Consider the following 17,476-nt stretch of genomic DNA (forward strand, 5'->3'; position numbering starts at 1 on the left):
GTGTCATGTGTCAGTGGTCTGCGTGCGCGCCGGTCGCCCGATCACGTGCACGCAGAGCGGATCGAACCGCAAGCGTGCAGCGGATCGCAAGTCCGGCCTTCAGCGCGACCCGCAGCGGAGCCTGCCACCAGTGCGGATGCCGGTCGGCCTGGAAACGGTACGCACTCGCGTGATGCGCGGGAGCATCGTCTCGGGATGGCGTCCCGCGGCGTGTCCCCTGGCGTGCGTGACCTCGGCGGACGGCACGAACACATTGTGCCAGCCCGCCTTGCCCAAGCGGTCACCGAAGTCGACATCCTCCATGTACATCGAGTAGCGGGAGTCGAATCCCCCGATCGAATCGAAGGCGGCGCGGCGCACCAGCAGGCAGGAGCCGGACAGCAGGCCGACGGTACGCTCGGAGATCCGCGCATCGGCCCGCCGGTACCGGCGGTTCCACGAATTGCCGCTCCACACGGTGCCGAGGATGGCGTGGCCCGCACCGTCGAGCAGTCCGGGGACCGAGCGCGCGGACCACGGATCCATTCAGCCTAACCGCCGGCCGCTGCCAGCGCGTCCGCCAGCGCGACGTCCCAGTCCCGCAGCGGAGTGAGTCCCGCCGCGGCCCACGCGGCGCCAGAGAGCACCGAATATGCCGGGCGCGGAGCAGGTCTCGGGAAATCGGCGGTCGTGCACGGGTGCACGCGCGTGGGGTCCGCGCCGACTCCGGCGAACACGGCCCGGGCGAGTTCGAACCAGCTGACCTGTCCGGCATTGGTGGCGTGCAGGATTCGCGCCGCCGCACCCGGCAGCGGCGCGCGAGCCGCGAGTTCCAGCAGTCCGGCGGCCAGATCCGGGGCGTAGGTGGGTGAACCGATCTGGTCGGCAACGACGTTCACGCTGTCGCGCTCGCGTTCGAGCCGCCGCATGGTGGCCACGAAATCCGTGCCGCGCCCGGTGTACACCCAGGCCGTCCGGACGATGTGCGCGTCGGGCGCGAGCTCCAGAACCGCCTGCTCCCCGGCCAGTTTCGAGCGGCCGTACACGGTGGCGGGCCCGGTCGGATCACCCGGTTCGTACGGTTGCTGTGAGTTGCCTGGAAAAACGTAGTCGGTAGACACCGTGATCAGCCGCGCGCCGGTCTCGACGCAGGCCGCGGCCAGCACCGCCGGGCCGGTGGCGTTCACCGCGAACGCCGCCCGGACCTCGGTTTCGGCCTGGTCCACGGCGGTATACGCGGCACAGTTGAGCACCACGTCGCCCGGATTCAGCACGCGCCGAACAGCATCGGAGTCGGTGATGTCGAGCTCGCTCCGCCCGAATCCGCGTGCTCCGGGCGCGAGAAGCAGCAGCGCCCGCCCGAGTTGGCCTCCGGCCCCCGTCACCACCAGCCGCGCGGCGACGGGATCGGAACCGGCGGTGGCCGAGGTCACGGGATGCGAAGTCACGGCGGCCAGTGTGACACGACCGATTCCGCCGCGCGCACACCCCGTTCCACCTGCGAAGACGCGAGCACATCGAGCGGCAGAGTCCGGCGGCGCACGACTCACGGAGCCTCGGCTACGCCGACATTCTCGACCGCGCGTCTAGCCTGCCTATGGGGGTATTCCACCGGCATCACCTCGATTTCGAGGTGCTGTCGAACACCGCGCGGAAAGGATTTCCAGGTTGCCGGAGAGCAGGAGGGCATCCGCACCGCTACCGTCGCGCCGCCCGGCGACGCGACGAGCGCGAGGCGGGCGGCAGCGGCCCGGCACTCCGCTGCGAGCGCTCTCGGCGATCGCCGCGGTGCTGGTGCTCGGGGTCACCGGACTGGGCTGGCACAGCGTCGATCAGTTGGTCTCGAGCATCGAGCGGATCGGCGATCTGGGCCTGGGCGGGGGTTCGGACGGCGCGGTGGACATCCTGATGGTCGGCATCGACAGCCGCACCGACGCGCACGGCGATCCGCTCAGCCAGGACGAGCGCGCCATGCTGCACGCCGGTGACGAGGTCGGCCTCAATACCGACACCATCGTGCTCATCCGGGTGCCGAACGACGGCTCCTCCGCGACGGCCATCTCGATTCCGCGCGATGCCTACGTCGATATTCCGGGACAGGGTAAGGGCAAGATCAACTCCGCCTATGGCGTCACCAAGTTCACCGAGCAGCAGAAGCTGCTCGACAAGGGCGCGAGCGCCACCGACGCGGATCACAAATCCACGCTCGCCGGGCGGCAGGCCCTGATCAAATCGGTCGCGAACCTCACCGGCATCACCGTCGACCACTACGCGGAGGTCGGGCTGCTGGGTTTCGTGCTGCTCACCGACGCCGTCGGCGGCGTCGACGTCTGCCTGAACAACGCTGTGTACGAGCCGATGTCGGGCGCGGACTTCCCCGCCGGACGCCAGCGTCTGGACGGCCCGGAGGCCCTGAGCTTCGTGCGTCAGCGGCACGATCTGCCGCGCGGGGACCTGGACCGCATCGTGCGCCAGCAGGTCTATATGGCGCAGCTGGTGCATCAGGTGCTCAGCGCCAAGACGCTCACCAGTCCGGGCCGGATGAAGGAACTCAGCGACGCGGTCGGGCGCACCGTGGTGCTCGACTCCGACTGGGACGTCCTGAAATTCATGAATCAGCTGCAGGATCTGTCCGGCGGCCAGGTGAAGTTCGAGACCATCCCGGTGAAGGACCTCAACGGCTGGACCGACAACGGCGAATCGGTGGTGCTGGTCGATCCGGTCGCCGTGCAGAAGTACGTGGCCAAGATGGTCGGTGAGGACAACGACGCGCACGAGGACACCGGCGGCGTGGATCCCTCGACCGTGACGGTGGATCTGTACAACGCCAGCGGCGTCGGCGGGCTGGCCGCACAGGCCGCACAGGCGCTGGTGGCCAAGGGTTTCCGCACCGGGACGGTGGACAACTGGATCGGCGGCGGCGTGCAGAGCAGCCGGGTGCTGGCGGCCTCGAGCGGCGACGCGAAGGCGCGGGCGGTGGCCGCGACGCTGGGCGGCCTGCCGGTGTTCGCCGAGGCGGGCATGACCGAGGGGGCGGTCCGGGTGGTGCTGGCGAGTGACTACTCTGGTCCCGGTTCGGCGGTGAGCGGCGGGCCGTTCGACTTCTCCGGAAGTTCGACCACGGCGACGCCGGTGCCACCCGCCGCACCCATCGATGCCGGCGGCCAGAACGGACCGAAATGCGTGAACTGAACGACACCCTCACCGACGCGGTGCTCGAACCCATCCTCGCCCGCGATCCGGCGGGGCCCCGCATCACCCACTACGACGACGCCACCGGCGCTCGGATCGAGCTCTCCGCGCTCACGCTGGCCAATTGGGCGGCCAAGACCGCCAATATGATTCGCGACGAATTCGGCCTCTCACCGGGCAGCCGGGTGGCGGTACTGCTGCCCGCGCACTGGCAGACCGCGGCCGTGCTGCTCGGCTGCTGGTGGGCCGGGGCGGAAGTGGTGCTGCACGCGGATCAGGACGCCGAACTGGCGCTGGTGACCGCGGCCCGGCTCGACGAGACCGGCGATATCCCGGAGGTGGCGGCGCTGTCGCTGGATCCGATGGGCCCGCCGGTGCGGGATCTGCCGATCGGCGTCACCGATTACGCCACCTCGGTGCGGGTGCACGGCGATCAGTTCCGGCCCGGCGGCATCGGCTGCGCGCTGGACGGCATGTCCGTCGCCGAGGCGCTCGAGGCGGCCCGCAAATCGGCTGGGCGGCAGGGCTTCACCGCCGAGGATCGGGTGCTGTCCAGCACACCGTGGGAAACCCCGGCCGAATTGATCGACGGCTTCCTCGCTCCGATGGTGGTGGGCGCGTCATTGGTGCAGGTCACCAACCCCGACCCGGCGGTGCGCGAGAAGCGGATCTCCTCCGAACGGGTCACCGCGCAGCGTTCCTAGTCCTACCCCGGTAGGAGCGGCCGTTCCCTCCTCGGGATGTTCTGCCCGGCCGCGGACTTCCGTACCGTGGAACCATCCGACGACGAGGGAGTCTGCGATGGTGAGCCCGCGATACTGGGTCCGGTGGATGGTCGAGCACGGAGCCACCCGAGCGGGGCTACGCCTGCAGGCGCGCAGGGGTGACGCCTTCGCTCAGCTTTTCGGCAGCAAAGCCGCCCTGGACGACCCCTACCCGTACATCGAGCGGTTGCGCGCGCAGGGGCAGCTGGTGCGCACACCGTTGAGCATCGGCACGGTCGACTACGAATTGAGCCGAAGCGTCCTGCGCGACAATCGGTTCGGCATCTTCGGTCCCGACGGATTCGAGATGCCGGACTGGCTGCGCACGCAGACCAAGAAGGCCGAGATGCCGCCGAACCCGGTGGAGCCGCCGTCCATGCTGATGACCGATCAGCCCGAGCACACTCGGCTGCGCAAATCGGTGTCGGCGGCGTTCACCCCGCGCGCCATCGGCCGACTGCGCGATCGGGTGGAGGCGGTCACCGGGGAGCTGATCGAGGCACTGCCCTCGGACGGATCGGCGGATCTGATCGCGGACTACGCCGCGCGGATCCCGATCGCCATCATCGCCGAGATGCTGGGCTTCCCGCACGAATCGCGCGAGGAGTTCCTGGAGTGGGGTGATGCGGCCAGCCCGCTGCTGGATTTCGGCATCTCGTGGCGCACCTGGCGCAACGCCCTGCTCGCGATGGAGAGCATGGACGTCTACCTGAACCGGCACCTCGCCCAGCTGCGGCGCGCGCCCGGCGAGGACATCCTCAGCAGTCTGGTGTCGGCCGGGGAACTCGACGACCAGGAGCTGAAGGCGACCGCGAGCCTGCTCATGGGCGCGGGCTTCGAGACCACCGTCAATCTGATCGGCAACGGCGTCTTCCAGCTCCTGGCCCACCCGGACCAGCTGGCCCTGCTGCGCGAGGATCCGGAGCTGTGGCCGCAGGCCGTCGAGGAAATCCTGCGCTTCGATCCACCCGTGCAGGCCACCGCGCGAAAAGCCCTGTGCGACGTGGAGATCGGCGGCACGACCCTGCACAAGGGCAACGCCGTCATCATGTCCCTCGCCGGCGCCAACCGCGACCCGCGAAAGTTCGAGAACCCCAACCGATTCGACATCACCCGCCCGAACGCCAAAGAGCACCTGACGTTCTCGAGCGGAATTCACATGTGTCTCGGTGCCAGCCTGGCGCGCATGGAGGGGATGTACGCCCTGCGAGCACTTTTCGACCGCTTCCCGGACCTGTCCCTGGCGGGAGCCCCCGAACGCCGGCCCCTGTTCACCCTGCACGGCTATTCCCACATGCCCGCCGATCTAGGTCATCGCGCACACGTCACGGCGTGAAATCCGTTGTGGGTCAGAAGAAGCCGACCACCTGATCGCCCCAGACCGAATTGCGGTCGTGATCGGGGTCCTCGACGACTCGGTCGGCGGCGTCGATGAGCAGGGTCTTGCGGTCGGCGGCGTGGTAGTGCGGCCAGTGTTTGGAGCCGTCGATGGCGGCGGGGACGCCGTACCAGGCGAAGGCGGCCCAGCGGCGCATCATGCGGCCCGAGATCTCCTGGGCGATCTTGCGGCCACCCAGCCAGAAGGTGGGGTCGTGGTCGAAGGAGCCGAAAGTGCCGAATATGTAGGGGATTTCGGTGGCATGGCCCGCGCCCACCCGGGCCGCCTTCAACATGGGGGTGGCGTGGTCGAAGCGGTACATCCAGGTCGGGGAATGTTCCGAGTGCGCGTTGGCGACCCAGTGCGAGGGCATGCGGAACGCGGCGTCGGTGGAGAGGTTGAGCGCACCGCGCAGGTTGCTCACATTCTCGTAGGCGGAGGCGATTTCGGCGATCCGCTCCGGGGACATGCCCGGATGCTGTCCGGCCACCTCGCGCAGCATGGTGTTCACCGCGTCCGTGGTGACCGGCATGATCGGCGAACGGAACACCCGGAACAGCGAGGCCTCGTCCTTGTTGGTGCCGATCAGCAGCGGCACCCGGTGCGAGCGGCCGTGCTGGAAACTCTCGCTCGGATATCCGGGCAGCAGGTCCCCGTCCACCACGGGGGCGGCGGCGAGACGACCGGGTTCGCGGGCGGGCACCTCGTCCAGCAGAATGCCTGCGGCAGTGGAGATCCGCTCGATCGGCATGGTCAGAATCTCGGCCGCCCGATCCTCCGGAAGCTCCAGGATCTCCAGGAACCTCTTCGCCACCACGGCGCCCCGTTCCGGGCCGAAAACTGTTGTGGCGGGCGGTGATTGGGCTATCGCACGATGGAAGAGCCCGGCCGAACGCGGAGCGGTCATGAGCGCGGTCACGCATCCGGCCCCGGAGGACTCCCCGAACAGCGTCACATTGTCCGGGTCGCCACCGAAGCCCGCGATATTGTCGCGCACCCATTCCAGGGCGGCGATCTGATCGTGCAGACCCAGGTTCGGGGTGAACTCACCGCCCAGCGAGGACAGATCGAGGAATCCCAGCGCACCGAGCCGGTAATTGACGCTGACCAGGATGACATTGCCGGTCTCGGCCAGCCTGCGCCCGTCGTAGACCGCCTGCGCGGCCGTGCCGAGACAGAACGCGCCGCCGTGAATCCAGACCATGACCGGGCGCGGCTCGTCGGAGGAGCCGACGGGGGCCCAGACGTTCAGCCAGAGACAGTCCTCGCCGACCTGCAGACCCGAGTCCACCGGCACGAATCCCGCGCTCTGCGGTGCGACATCCCCGAATTCGTAGCAGTCGCGCACACCCTCCCAGGGCTTCGCGGGCTGCGGTGGCCTGAATCGATTCGGGCCACCGGCTGTGGCGGCGTACGGAATTCCCCGCCAGACGCCGACCGATCCCTCCTGACGGCCCCGCACGTCGCCGTTCTCGGTCCGGACCACCGGACCCGCCGCCTCGTCGGGCAGCGTGTCGAAGACTCGAGTGCTCATCGGACACCTCCTCGTACTCCGTAAATCGAGAGTACCGACTGCGTCGCTACGCATGCGGAGTCCGGTCACCGCGTGCCGTCGTCCTCTACCCTGAGCCCGTGCCGAGTTACGCGTACCGCTGCCGCAGCTGCGGAGACACCTTCGAGAAGTCCCGCCCGATGGCCGAGGCGTCCGCGCCGACCGCCTGCCCCCGGGGCCACGACGACACCGTCAAGCTGCTGACCACCTTCGGAACGGTCTCCCGGGGCGGCGGAACCGCACTGCCGTCCGTGCCGCAGGCCCCGTCCGGTGGCGGCTGCTGCGGCGGCGGAGGCTGCTGCTGATCTCGCTGGACCTCACTCGCGCGACCAAGTAGCTATTCCGCCTCGACCGCCTGCCGATCGGAGTGGCCCAGTGAGCGGCCGGGGGCGACGCGGTCGCGGACACGCTGCTTGAGGACGGTGATGTCCGGGAAGCCGCCGTCGGCCTTGCGTTCCCAGATCTGTTCCTCGTCGACGGTGATGCGGAAGATGCCGCCTTCGCCGGGGACCAGGGCGACCTCGGACAGGTCGGTGGTGAAGGTGGTCAGGAGTTCCTGAGCCATCCAGCTCGCACGGAGCAGCCAGCGGCACTGCGTGCAGTATTCGATCGCGACGCGGGGCATGCCCGAACCCTACAGACGTAAGTCACCCGCTTGTCGGTGCCCTCCGATAGAAATCAGGGGCAGACAGAACGAGGGGGATCGTTGAGCACACCCTGGACCGCCGAGCAGATCGCGGCACTCGCACCGGACGCCGCATCGCTCACCGCCGCGCGCAGGTTGCGCGGCACCTGGAGCGAGGGCGGGCAGCACGGCACGGCACTGTGGGGACTGTGCCGGGGCAGCGGCAGCCGCCCCTATCAAACCATCGTCGACCTGGCCGAGCCCGCGTACAAGTGCACCTGCCTGAGCCGGAAGTTCCCCTGCAAACACGCCCTGTCACTGCTGCTGACCTGGGCCGAGGGCGATATCCCGGCGGCCGGCGAGGTCGCGGACTACGCGGCGCAATGGCTCGGCGGCCGTACCGTGCGCGCGGCGAAGCGGGCCGCGTCCGACGAGAAGCCGGGACGCTCGGTGGCCGGCTCCGAGCGACGCCGGGCGCGCGTCTCGTCCGGTCTCGCCGACCTCGACATGTGGCTCACCGATCAGATTCGCACCGGCCTGGCCCAGTCCGATCGCACGTACGGCGCGTACGAGGCCGTGGCCGCCCGCATGGTCGACGCGCAGGCTCCCGCCGTGGCCGCGGTTCTGCGCCGCCTCCCGCGTCTGGCATCCCGCCGGGAGTGGCCGCGGCTGCTGCTGACCGAATACGCCCGCCTGCATCTGCTGGCGACCGCGCACCGCCGCCTCGACACCCTCTCCCCCGCTCTGCGAGCCGCCGTCCGCACGCACGTCGGGTACCCCACGCCCGTCGACTCCGTCCGCGCCGAAGCACCACTGCGGGACCAATGGCAGGTCCTGGGCCTGCGCACCACGGTCGAGGAGAGCCTCTACACCAGGCGAGTCTGGCTGCGCGGCCGCACCACCGGCCGCTGGGCCCTGCTCGTCGATCATCACTACGGCAGCGCGGCCTTTCCCGCCGATACCCCGCCTCCCGGATTCCAGCTCGACGCCGATCTGCACTTCTACCCCGCTGCCGCTGCGCTGCGCGCCCTCTGGGGTGCCCGCCACGGCCTGCCGGAACCCTTCACGACCCTCATGCTGTCGGGGCGAACTCTCGGTACCGCCGAGGGCGCCGGTACCGAGGCACCCTCGAGCAGCGGGGCAGTGCGCGCGGGAACCATTGCGGCCGCATTGGATTCGCATGCGCGGGCACTGGGGGCCGACCCGTTCCTGCGGTCGTGGCCGGTCCTGCTGGTCGATGTGGTGCCGGTGCGGGGCGAGGGTGGGTGGCAGCTGGTGGAGGCCGATGGCCAGGCGATTCCGCTGTCGATCGCGGACGGGGAACCGTGGCGGCTGCTGGGGTTGTCGGGCGGGTATCCGGTGACGGTCGTCGGGGAGTGGACCGTGGACGGACTGGCGCCGATCGCCGCGCCGGCCGGCGGGGAGATGGTGGATATCGGTGCGACGGAGGGAGACTCGAGCAGCGCGGCGGGTGGTGCGAGCGAGATCCCGGGCGGGAGCGCCGAGTTGGTGTCGGCGGCATTGATCGGGACGGGGCGGCGCAGTGCCGACCCGGCCGGGTTGGCGGGGCCGGTCGCCGCGGCGGTCACGGGGTCGACCGGGGATCCCGCGGTGAAACTGCTCGAAGCCGCTGCGCTGCAAGAGTGTTTCACGCGGGGTGGAGTGAGCCCGGGCATCGCGAAACGGGGAGAGGTCGCGGACGACGATGTGCGCCCGTTGCTGCCTCCGGCCGCCTCGGCCCGGTTGGCGGCGATGTTGGCGGACAATTCACCGTTCCTCGACGAGTGGTTCGCGGCGGCGGGGCCCCGGGATTTCCGGGCTCCGGACGCGCTGTGCAGCCTCCTGCTGGATCGCGCGAAATCGCTTGCCGCACATCGTGAGCCGCTGTTGCGGCTGGCGGGGGTGCGGGGGCGGTGGCTGGCCGGGCAGCATCCGGGATGGAAGTCGCTGGTGCGGGCCGCGGTCGAGGACGAGAGCGTGTGGTCGCACGGACGAGCCGCGGAACGGCGCATCTGGCTGGCGCAGTTGCGGCACAGCGATCCGGAGGCCGCGCGGGCGGCGCTGGCCGGATCGTGGAGCCGCGAGTCCGGACCGGGCAAGGCCGAGTTGCTGGGGATTCTGGGCGACGGCCTCGCACCGGCCGACGAGGCACTGCTGGAATCCGCGCTCGACGATCGACGGGCCGAAGTGCGGCGAGTGGCGGCGGATCTGTTGGGGAGACTGCCGGATTCGGCGTTCGCGCAGCGCATGACGGCCCGCGCCGCGGCCTGGCTCACCTTCGGGCGGGTCCTGGCGCGACCCCAGCTGAGCACCACCGGTCCGGGAGTTCTGGACGACGCGGCTCGCCGCGACGGAGTCGGGGACTCCTACGGATACACCGCCTACCGGGCCGACGGCGCACCGGATCTGGCGGCCGAGTGGCTGCATCGGGTGGTGGCGGGCACCCCGCTGCGGCACTGGGAACGTGTGCTCGGGCGGCCCGAGCAGGCCGTGCGCACGGCGATGAACGAGGCGGTCCGCGGGCCGATGTTCGCCGGACTGTCGGATGCCGCACTGGCACAGCGCGATTCGGAGTGGGCGCGAGCGCTGTTCGGCGCGTACGCGGGGCAGCGGGCGGGCGAGAACGACAGCGAGAAACTGCGCGAACTCTTCGCGCTGCAACCGCTGCAGGATCAGGTGCGGCATCTGCGCACCCTCGATTCCAGCTGGCTCGCGGAGATCGAATCACTGTTGCGCGCACTGCCGCATCCGTGGCCGGGTCCGATGGCGGAGCACGTGCTGCGGCTGCTGCTCGAGCGCGCGCAGCTGTGCGCGGACCGCCCGGGCGCACCCAGCCTGGTGCCCGGTTCGTATCGGACGCTGTTCCGCGCGGCGTCCGCGCATTTCCCCGTGACCGCCGCCGACATGGTGTCCGGGATCGCCCGCACCTGCGGAGATCCCTACTGGGAGCAGGCTTTCGACCAGCTCGCCGATGATCTTTTCCAACGCACGTCGATGCTCGAGGAGTTGCAGTGACCACGACTCAGGAGCGGGACGCCCTGCTGCGCCCGCACGCCGAACAAGCCTTCGCCGACGAACTGGCCGCGCTGATCGAGGCCGACGATCGCGCCCGCCCGCCGTCGTGGCGGATGTCGCCGTGGGCCGTGGTCACCTACCTGCTCGGCGGCACGCTGGCCGACGGCACCGTGATCAGCCCCAAGTACGTGGGGCCGCGCCGCCTCATGGAGGTCGCCGTCTCCACCCTCGCCACCGATCGCGCACTGCTGCTCATCGGCGTGCCCGGCACCGCGAAGACCTGGGTGTCCGAACACCTCGCGGCCGCGGTGTCGGGGCAGTCCACGCTGCTGGTGCAGGGCACCTCCGGTACCTCGGAGGAGGCGATCCGCTACGGCTGGAACTACGCCCGCCTGCTCGCGGAGGGACCGAGCGAGGCCGCGCTGGTGCCCTCCCCCATCATGACCGCCATGCGCGCCGGGTCCATCGCGCGACTCGAGGAGCTCACCCGCATCCCGTCCGACGTGCAGGACGCGCTCATCACCGTGCTGTCCGAAAAGACCCTGCCCGTACCGGAACTCGGCACCGAGGTGCAGGCGGCCAAGGGGTTCAACGTGATCGCCACCGCCAACGATCGCGACCGCGGCGTCAATGAACTGTCCTCCGCCCTGCGCCGCCGGTTCAACACCGTGGTGCTGCCGCTGCCCGTCGACGAGGACGAAGAGGTCGCCATCGTGACCCGCCGTGTCGAACAGCTCGGCGCCGCACTGGAATTGCCCGCCGTGCCCGCGGCCGCCGAGGAAGTCCGCCGTGTGGTCCGCGTCTTCCGCGAACTCCGCTCCGGGATGACCGCCGACGGCCGCACCAAGCTCAAGTCCCCCACCGCCACCCTGTCGACCGCCGAGGCCATTTCGGTCATCACCAACGGTCTGGCGCTGGCCGCCCACTTCGGCGACGGCATCCTGCGCCCGTCCGATATCGCGGGGTCGGTGCTGGGAGCGGTCATCAAGGACCCGGTGGCGGACGGCGTCGTCTGGACCGAATACCTGGAAGCCGTTGTCCGCCAACGCCCCGACTGGTCCGACTTCTACCGCGCCTGCCGCGAGGTGAGCTGATGCCCGGCGCCGGCGAAGCGGCGATCGAGCCGTCTCGATCGACCGAGCCCGCGACCGGTCGCTCTCCCGAGAGCCTCCGCGGGGGATCCGACGGTACGATACGCGTCGCGTCCGATTCGGAACTCCCGCAGACCCGCGTCTTCGGCATTCGTCACCATGGACCAGGTTCGGCGCGTTCCCTTCGGCTGGCGCTGGAGCGATTTCGGCCCGATGCGATTCTGATCGAAGGTCCCGCCGACGCCGATCCGCTGCTGGCGTTCGTCGCGGCGAACGGGATGGAGCCGCCGGTGGCGCTTCTCGGCTACCACCCCGACGAACCGTCCCGGGCCGCCATGTGGCCCTTCGCGGTGTTCTCGCCGGAGTGGCAGGCGATGGTGTACGCCGCGGAAAACGATGTGCGCGTGGGTTTCTGCGATCTGCCCGCCGCGACCACGCTGGCAATGGAGAACGAGCCCGGCGACGCCACCGACCCGCTCGGCCTGCTGGCCGCCGCCGGTGGATACGACGATGCCGAGCGCTGGTGGGACGCGATCGTCGAATCCACTTCGGACGCGGACATTTTCACCGCCGTCAACGAGGCCATGCGCGCCCTGCGCGAGTACGCCGAGACAACGGACGACGAGCATCCGGACGACGTCGATTCCCCTGCCGGAGATAGCAATCCAGCACGGCCCGAAGAAACCCGGCCCACCCCGTCCGGTGAGGGTTCTGCGACACCGCACGGCGGAACGACCGGCAGCTCACCGGCAGTGAACGACTCGGCACCGGCCGCCGACTCGACCGAAGCCGTGAATCCGGCATCGACCGAGGACGCGGCGAACTCGGTCCCGCCGACAGTCGACATTACGGCGGTAGGTGACTCGGACCCGACCGGCGATTCGGCGGCCGAGCCGACCGGTGACATGACGTCCGAGCCGACCGACGACACGACGTCCGATCCCACCCTCGATACGACGGCAGAGCCGACCGGGGACAGCGGTGAATCGACCCCGCCGAGTCCCGCTGACACGGTGCGGCGGGCGCGGATCGTGGTGGACGCGCACACGTTGCGGCGTGAGGCGTACATGCGACTGGTGATGCGGAAGGTGGTGAAGGAAGGGGCGGTTCGGCTCGCGGTGGTGTGCGGGGCGTGGCACGCACCGGCGCTGGAGGGGAAGCTGGGGCCTGCCGTGGCGGATGCCCGGGTGATCAAGGGGTTGCCGAAGGGGAAGGCGACGTTGACGTGGGTGCCGTGGACGCATTCGCGATTGGCGAGTTCGTCGGGGTACGGGGCCGGGATCACCTCACCGGGGTGGTACCACCATTTGTTCACCACGCCGCAGCAGCCGATCGCACGCTGGCTGACCAGGGTGGCGGGGACGCTGCGGGCGCACGATCTGCCGGTGTCGAGTGCGCACATCATCGAATCCGTGCGGCTCGCGGAGACTCTCGCGACGCTGCGGGAGCGCCCGCTGGCGGGGCTGTCGGAGGTGACCGAGGCGACGCGGGCGGTGCTGTGCGACGGAGACGAGACCCTGCTGCGTCTGGTCAGCACCGAACTGGTGATCGGGGAAGCGCTCGGCGCGGTCCCCGACGGGACGCCGACCGTGCCACTGGAGGCCGACCTGCGCAAGCAGTGCCGCACCCTGCGCATGAAGCTCGAGGCCCTCGAGCGCACCATCGACCTGGATCTGCGCAACGAACGCGATGTCGCGAAATCGCGCCTGCTGCACCGGCTTCGACTGCTCGGCATCGAGTGGGGTGAGGTCGCGGACAGTCAGGTCCGCAATACCGGAACCTTCCGTGAGACCTGGAAACTGCAGTGGCGACCCGAACTGTCCATCTCGGTGGTGGAGGCGTCGCGCTGGGGAACCACCCTGCGCACCGCCGCCGAGGCCAAGATCCTCGACGTCATCGCCTATCAGGACGCGACGGTCGGCAAGGTCTCCGCCGCGCTCGAGGCGGCCCTGCTCGCCGACCTGAGCGGCGCGACAGCGGGTTTGATCCGCCGCCTGGAATCGGTGGCGGCGCTGGACCATGACGTGACGCATCTGCTCGCCGCCCTGCCCGGACTGCTGCGCACCCAGCGCTACGGCGATGTGCGCGGCACCGACACCGCGGCCCTCGCCCGGGTGGCCGATGGTCTCCTGGTCCGCAGCTGCGCCGGATTGCCCAGTGCCGTCACCGGTCTGGACGGCGACGCCGCCGCCGAGATGCGTGGTCTCGTCGACGCCGTGCACCTGGCGCTGTCCGCTCGCGACAACGAGTGGGCGAGCGCTACCTGGCTGACATCGCTTCGCGCTCTGGCCGATCGCGACGATGTGCACGGCAGCCTGGTCGGCCGCGCGGTCCGCCTGCTGTGCGATGCCGAACTCATCGACTCCGCCGAATCTGGTCGCCGCCTCGCCGCGGCCCTCTCGGTCGGCCATTCCGCCGCCGACAAGGCGGCCTGGATCGACGGTTTCCTCGGCGGCCGCGGTCTGCTGCTGGTGCACGACCGAACCCTGTTGAGCCTCATCGACTCCTGGCTGCGCGGCCTGGACGAACAGCAGTTCGTCACCACCCTCCCCCTGCTGCGCCGCACCTTCGGCGCCTTCGACTCCGGCGAACGCCAGGCCATCGGGCACGCGGTGCGCCACGGAGCGCCGGCCGCACCGGCGATCACCACCGAATTCGACAGCGCGCGCGGTGCACTGGCCCTGCGCGCGGCAGCGGAGATCCTCGGAGTCGCCGTATGACATCGGCACGCATCGCCCTCCTCCAGCGCGGACTCGGCGGCACACGATTCAGCAGCCATGCCGACCGGAGCGGGCGCGACACCGTGAGCCGGGGACCTCGGTTCGGCGGCGCGTTCCCGCGCCGCGCACCCGGTCCGGCGGTGGGGCATCGGCATTCACCGCGCACGACCGCGGTACGGACGACGAGGGGTTCGGCATGAGCGAGAACGACCGTGCGCCGGAGCGCAGGTGGCGGCTGGTGCTCGGGGCGGCGGCCGAAGAGGGGCTCGGCGGTGGCTTACAGGCGCCCGACGATCTGGCGATGGATCGGGCGCTGGGCGCGCTGTACGACGCGGACGCACAGCCCGGGCGGGGCGGCAGACGCTCGGGCGGGCTCGGCGGTTCCGCACCGTCGGTGGCGCGCTGGCTCGGCGATATCCGCAACTACTTCCCCTCGACCGTGGTGGAGGTGATGCAGCGGGACGCCGTGGAGCGGCTGAACCTCACCGAATTGCTGTTGGAGCCGGAACTGCTGGAGGCGGTCGAGCCGGATGTGCACCTGGTGGGCACGCTGCTGAGCCTCAACCGGGTGATGCCCGAAACCACCAAGGCCACCGCGCGCACGGTGGTGGAGAAGGTGGTGCGCGAGATCGAGCGCCGGGTCGCGGCGCAGACGGTCGCGGCGGTCGGCGGCGCGCTCGATCGTGCGGCGCGGGTGTCGCGGCCGAAGCTGCGAGACATCGACTGGGACCGCACCATTCGCAAGAACCTCGCCAACTATCTGCCCGAACATCGCACGGTGGTGCCCGAGCGGCTGGTCGGTTACGGCCGCAAATCGCAGGCGGTGCGGCGCGATGTGGTGCTGGCCATCGACCAGTCCGGGTCGATGGCGTCGAGTGTGGTGTACGCGTCGGTGTTCGGCGCGGTGCTGGCCTCGATGCGGTCGCTGAAGACCTCGCTGGTGGTGTTCGACACCGCCGTCGTCGATCTCACCGAGAAGCTGGCCGATCCGGTCGATGTCCTGTTCGGCACGCAGCTGGGTGGCGGCACCGATATCAATCGCGCCATCGCGTATTCCGAATCGCTGATCACCCGTCCGGCCGACACGCTGTTCGTCCTCATCTCCGATCTGTACGAGGGCGGGATCCGCGCCGAGATGTTGCGCCGCGTGCGCGCGATGAAGGAGGCCGGGGTCCAGGTGGTCGTGCTGCTGGCGCTCTCGGACGAGGGCGCGCCGGCCTACGACCGTGAGAACGCCGCCGCGCTGCTGGCCCTGGACGTCCCGGCCTTCGCCTGCACGCCGGATCGATTCCCGGATCTGCTGGCCGTTGCCCTCGATCGCGGCGACGTGCGGGCCTGGGCGAATATCCATGCCGGGCGGGCCGGGTGACCGGCGGGGAACACCGTTCGCCCGGTCGCGGCCGATCGCATCGCGGTGGTGGCGCAGGCGAACACGGTAGGCTGCGGAGCTGGATCTGTCTCGTGTGAACGGGGGCTCGTTTTGCGCTCTGGTGATGTGTTCGCCGGTTACGTCATCGAACGCGAGCTCGGTCGCGGCGGTATGGGGTCGGTGTATCTGGCCAAACACCCGCGACTGCCGCGTCTCACCGCTCTGAAGTTGCTCAATCAGGAGATGTTCACCGACAACGAGATCCGCGCCCGGTTCATCCGGGAAGCGGATCTGGTGGCGCAGCTCGATCACCCGAACATCGTGACCGTGTACGACCGCGGCACCGAGGGCGAACAGCTGTGGATCTCCATGCAGTACATCGACGGCGTGAACGCCTCCGCCGTCGAAGCCGGGGAGTTGCCGCCGCTGCGGGCCGTGCAGGTCATCGCCGAGACCGCCAAGGCCCTGGACTACGCGCACGGCCGCGGGGTCCTGCACCGCGACGTGAAGCCCGCGAACATCCTGCTGGCCCGCTCCTCCAACCGATCCGGCGGTCCCAGCGGGGAGCGCGTCTACCTCACCGATTTCGGTATCGCCCGGCTCCGCGACGACACCGGACACCTGACCCAGACCGGCACGGTGACCGCGACACTGGCCTACGCCTCCCCCGAGCAGCTCACCGGGACCACGCTGGACGGGCGCGCCGACCAATACTCGCTGGCGTGCACGCTGTTCCAATTGCTCACCGGCGCTGTCCCGTTCGAGGGCACCAGCCCAGCCGCGGTGATCCGCGGGCACCTGCAGCAACCCCCGCCCTCCGCCAGTTCGCAACGCCCGGAACTCCCGCGCGCGCTCGACGGCGTGCTGGGTCGTGCCCTGGCCAAGCGTCCGCAGGATCGCTTCCGCTCCTGCGCCGAATTCGCGGCCGCCGCCGAACGCGCCCTGATCGTGCCCCGCATCCCCCCGCGCCCGCCCACGCCCGCGCATCCGCAGCCGATCGTGAACGCTCCCCGCCAGCCCACCCCCAACCATCCCCAGCCGATCGTGGCGCCGCCGCGTCAGCCGACCCCGGCTCGCCCGCAGCCGGTGGTACCCCAGACCGGCTACCCCGGTACCCAGGCCCGCCCGCCCATCGGCCAGCCGTACTCGAACCAGCCGCCGATGTCCGGCCCCGCCCATCCCAACCTCTCGGGCTCCTCGCACAGCCAACCTCAGGTATCGGGCCAGTCCTACCCGAATCAGCCTCCGTCCCAGGGCCAGTCGTACCCGAACCAGCCCCCCGCCTCGGGCCCGGCCTACCCGAACCAGCAGGCCTCGGCGGGCCAGCCATACCCGAAGTCGTCCTCGGCGGCCCAGCCGTACGCGAACCCGTCGTCGGCAGGTCAGCCGTACCCCAACCAGCAGTCGTCGGCAGGCTCGCCGTACCCGAATCAGCCTCCCGCCCAGGGCCAGTCGTACGTCCCCGCCCAGCAGCCCCCCGCCCAGTCCTACCCGAACCAGCCCCCGTCGGCGGCCTTCAGCACCCCCACCCCCTACCCGAACCGCCCGACCCCCAACTACCCTCCCCCGCAACGCAATTCGAGCCCCGCGGGCTGGATAGTCGCGGGCGTGGTGGCGGTTCTGATCATCCTCATCATCACCGTCGCCATCATCGTCAACAGCAACAAGTCCAAATCCCTCCCCCTCACCCCCGACACCGTCACCCTCTCCCTGCACTCGCCCCACCCCGGCCCGGCTTCCGCGAGCGGGAACCGATAGCGCGGCAGAGACGACGATGGGCCCCGCCGGGTG

At 70.2% G+C, this 17,476-nt stretch carries 12 protein-coding genes and 1 pseudogene; 9 read left to right on the top strand and 4 right to left on the bottom strand.

The features are described 5' to 3' along the window. Positions 1-10 precede the first annotated feature (10 nt). Together NJ1_RS05115 and rfbD are read right to left on the bottom strand one after the other, a co-directional pair. Positions 11-513 (bottom strand): annotated as a pseudogene (locus tag NJ1_RS05115) (glycosyltransferase); the annotation flags it as partial. Between the two features lie 17 nt (positions 514-530). Continuing rightward, complete coding sequence (gene rfbD, locus NJ1_RS05120; RefSeq protein ID WP_245717222.1) at positions 531-1,427, bottom strand: dTDP-4-dehydrorhamnose reductase; 897 nt, start codon at positions 1,425-1,427, stop codon at positions 531-533. Positions 1,428-1,647: 220 nt separating this feature from the next. On the opposite strand from rfbD, the gene NJ1_RS05125 reads away from it, so the two are divergent. From NJ1_RS05125 to NJ1_RS05135, 3 genes are all read left to right on the top strand, one after another. Continuing rightward, entirely contained in the window at positions 1,648-3,171 is a 1,524-nt protein-coding gene (locus NJ1_RS05125; RefSeq protein ID WP_439957666.1) for an LCP family protein, read from the top strand. Continuing rightward, a complete protein-coding gene (locus NJ1_RS05130) occupies positions 3,159-3,875 on the top strand; it encodes a TIGR03089 family protein (RefSeq protein ID WP_067688020.1) in 717 nt (238 codons plus the stop codon). The genes NJ1_RS05125 and NJ1_RS05130 overlap by 13 nt, the downstream gene beginning before the upstream one ends. A 100-nt stretch (positions 3,876-3,975) precedes the next feature. Further along, positions 3,976-5,271: a cytochrome P450 gene (locus NJ1_RS05135; protein ID WP_422615735.1), complete on the top strand. Its 1,296-nt coding sequence runs from the start codon at positions 3,976-3,978 to the stop codon at positions 5,269-5,271. Between the two features lie 13 nt (positions 5,272-5,284). Here the strand turns inward: NJ1_RS05135 and NJ1_RS05140 are convergent, their stop codons facing one another. Next, positions 5,285-6,847 (bottom strand): carboxylesterase/lipase family protein, encoded by a 1,563-nt coding sequence (locus NJ1_RS05140; RefSeq protein ID WP_067688026.1) that lies wholly within the window; start codon positions 6,845-6,847, stop codon positions 5,285-5,287. A 98-nt stretch (positions 6,848-6,945) separates the two neighbouring features. Here NJ1_RS05140 and NJ1_RS05145 point away from each other — a divergent pair, with 98 nt between their 5' ends. Continuing rightward, positions 6,946-7,170 carry an FmdB family zinc ribbon protein gene (locus tag NJ1_RS05145; protein ID WP_067688029.1) on the top strand — a complete coding sequence of 75 codons (225 nt, stop codon included), beginning with the start codon at positions 6,946-6,948 and terminating at the stop codon, positions 7,168-7,170. Positions 7,171-7,202: 32 nt separating this feature from the next. Here the strand turns inward: NJ1_RS05145 and NJ1_RS05150 are convergent, their stop codons facing one another. Then, positions 7,203-7,490, bottom strand: coding sequence for an Rdx family protein (locus NJ1_RS05150; protein WP_067688032.1), 288 nt, complete (start codon positions 7,488-7,490; stop codon positions 7,203-7,205). 81 nt (positions 7,491-7,571) lie between these two features. Here NJ1_RS05150 and NJ1_RS05155 point away from each other — a divergent pair, with 81 nt between their 5' ends. From NJ1_RS05155 to NJ1_RS37805, 5 genes are all read left to right on the top strand, one after another. After that, positions 7,572-10,505: a DUF5691 domain-containing protein gene (locus NJ1_RS05155; protein ID WP_067688035.1), complete on the top strand. Its 2,934-nt coding sequence runs from the start codon at positions 7,572-7,574 to the stop codon at positions 10,503-10,505. Further along, positions 10,502-11,599, top strand: coding sequence for an ATP-binding protein (locus NJ1_RS05160; protein ID WP_067688038.1), 1,098 nt, complete (start codon positions 10,502-10,504; stop codon positions 11,597-11,599). Before NJ1_RS05155 ends, NJ1_RS05160 begins: the two co-directional genes overlap by 4 nt. Continuing rightward, positions 11,599-14,316 carry a DUF5682 family protein gene (locus NJ1_RS05165; protein ID WP_245717223.1) on the top strand — a complete coding sequence of 906 codons (2,718 nt, stop codon included), beginning with the start codon at positions 11,599-11,601 and terminating at the stop codon, positions 14,314-14,316. The genes NJ1_RS05160 and NJ1_RS05165 overlap by 1 nt, the downstream gene beginning before the upstream one ends. Positions 14,317-14,512: 196 nt before the next feature. Further along, positions 14,513-15,685, top strand: a complete 1,173-nt coding sequence (locus NJ1_RS05170; protein WP_067688041.1) for a VWA domain-containing protein — start codon at positions 14,513-14,515, stop codon at positions 15,683-15,685. A 111-nt stretch (positions 15,686-15,796) separates the two neighbouring features. Beyond that, complete coding sequence (locus NJ1_RS37805; protein ID WP_245717224.1) at positions 15,797-17,443, top strand: serine/threonine-protein kinase; 1,647 nt, start codon at positions 15,797-15,799, stop codon at positions 17,441-17,443. The last annotated feature ends 33 nt before the right edge of the window (positions 17,444-17,476 follow it).

Origin of the sequence: Nocardia jejuensis NBRC 103114 (assembly GCF_001613145.1) — a bacterium.
GTDB lineage: Bacteria > Actinomycetota > Actinomycetes > Mycobacteriales > Mycobacteriaceae > Nocardia > Nocardia jejuensis.

Coding starts and splice junctions, on each gene's coding strand:
- NJ1_RS05130 (WP_067688020.1), top strand. CDS start 3,159: ATGCGTGAACTGAACGACACCCTCACCGACGCGGTGCTCGAACCCATC.
- NJ1_RS05140 (WP_067688026.1), bottom strand. CDS start 6,847: ATGAGCACTCGAGTCTTCGACACGCTGCCCGACGAGGCGGCGGGTCCG.
- NJ1_RS05165 (WP_245717223.1), top strand. CDS start 11,599: ATGCCCGGCGCCGGCGAAGCGGCGATCGAGCCGTCTCGATCGACCGAG.
- NJ1_RS05170 (WP_067688041.1), top strand. CDS start 14,513: ATGAGCGAGAACGACCGTGCGCCGGAGCGCAGGTGGCGGCTGGTGCTC.
- NJ1_RS05150 (WP_067688032.1), bottom strand. CDS start 7,490: ATGCCCCGCGTCGCGATCGAATACTGCACGCAGTGCCGCTGGCTGCTC.